A 1,738-nucleotide genomic window follows, 5' to 3' on the forward strand; every position below is an offset into this window, starting at 1 on the left:
CACCTAGCTCCAGAAGGTGAGTAATTTTATACACAATTAAGTGAGCGTTTTTGTACATAGATTAGTTGACATTTGTAACGAAATACATGAATTAAAGCAGTTCCATTTCTAACAAAAAAACCATGTAGAAAAGAAAGTTTATTCTTCTCTACATGGAGTATTGAAATCCCATCGCACTGCATCCGATAATTACAATTCCTTACACTCTAATCTTAATTTCCCTATTTTCGTTTCGCATTACCTGTCTCTGATTTCACTGTTTATTTTTTTTTGCCCTTTTTAGAGGTATACAATAGATCTTCAACAACTTCTAGATTTTTTTTCAATTGTTTCGAGTAAATAAGTACATCTCCATTTACATACTCAAATCTAAATGTCCTTGTGGATAAAATTTTTGTTTTTTCTCCAAAGAAACCGTCTCTAATAATAGTATGAACAGTCGAATTGTCATTATATGAATATCTGTCAACCATAAACGTTTCTTCGTTCGTATCATCGTCCCTTGTGTAGAACAATCTTTTTTCTATCACAGATCCTTCATATATTATATAATACACTTGGCTTAAAACCATTTCACCAGCCCTATTACTACGAAATCTAAGACTGATTTTCTTTTCAACTTCATTTATTATGAAAGAACCCCCCCACCCCTTATTTTCAGCGTTATAAGAAAAATACAGTTCATTGTTTTTCAACTTATTCACTATAATTCCTTCCTTAGATTTCGGTTCCTTTTTATAAATTTTTGGTTTTGGTAATTGATTTAATTCATATTGATATGGGTATATTTCTAGATAAGAATTGCTCCAAATAATCGTTTCATTTTCAACGTCTTCAACTTGATGATGCAACACATTGTATGAGGAACTATATTCCTCGAATATTTTTACAATCATCTCGTAATCTTTTTCTATCATCTTGTACACTTCCCTAATTTTTTAGTTGTTCCTGTTTCCCAAGTTCGCCCTTTATTTAGTTCTTCCTTTATTTTCTGCAGTTCATTTTCAAACGTTTCTTTATCCTTTCCATCTAATCTATTGAATAGTTCTTTTTTATAATCTTTTCCATGTAGCCCATCTTGTTGATGAGAGGTATCTGCTCCACCGATTACTTTATCACTATCTCGTACTGGTAACCAAATACCATTATTTTTTCCATCCGGTTCAATTCCATGCGCTTTCATCTGTGCAACAAGAGAATTCATATTCGGGTCCTTAGTACCTGTCATAACAATATGATGAGCAGCGTGTTTAGGTCCCGGAGCATCTCCTAGATTATTCCCCAATGCCGCAGAATTCGATTTTAAACCTAGAATGTCAGTTAAATTGTTCGTATCAATCACATAGTTATAAAGTACAAAACCACCTCTTAATCCAATCGGGTCTTGTTGTGTATACATTCCCTCACTTGGAGAGTAGAAACGGAATCGATTATAGTACAAGCAAATTTCTACATCTTCATACTGCCCTTGATAACGGAATGGAATAAAGTCCTTCTCACCCGTGAATTCCTTTACTCGTCCATAAATATCAAGTTCAGCTGACCAAATCTTGTTACCCTCTTCATCATAGGCTTCGACAGGCGTTCCAAGATAATCACTAATAATACTGTAGCTACCTTCACTCGTAATTTTAGCTGAAGGTACGAACCCATCATTAAACGAGGGCACTGAAAAACTTGCGTTTTTTATAAAAAAATTCGTTTTAGAGAAAGATAGGGCGCTTCTTGTTCAATTTTG

2 protein-coding genes are annotated in these 1,738 nt (G+C 33.8%); both read right to left on the minus strand.

The genetic code is table 11. The annotated features are described in order from the left end of the window. Positions 1-260 precede the first annotated feature (260 nt). Positions 261-917 carry a hypothetical protein gene (locus ABNX05_RS25970; protein WP_349662329.1) on the minus strand — a complete coding sequence of 219 codons (657 nt, stop codon included), beginning with the start codon at positions 915-917 and terminating at the stop codon, positions 261-263. Then, a complete protein-coding gene (locus ABNX05_RS25975) occupies positions 914-1,669 on the minus strand; it encodes an RHS repeat domain-containing protein (protein ID WP_349662330.1) in 756 nt (251 codons plus the stop codon). The genes ABNX05_RS25970 and ABNX05_RS25975 overlap by 4 nt, the downstream gene beginning before the upstream one ends. Between the last annotated feature and the right edge of the window lie 69 nt (positions 1,670-1,738).

It is taken from the genome of Lysinibacillus zambalensis (assembly GCF_040183165.1).
In the GTDB taxonomy this organism is placed as follows: domain Bacteria; phylum Bacillota; class Bacilli; order Bacillales_A; family Planococcaceae; genus Lysinibacillus; species Lysinibacillus zambalensis.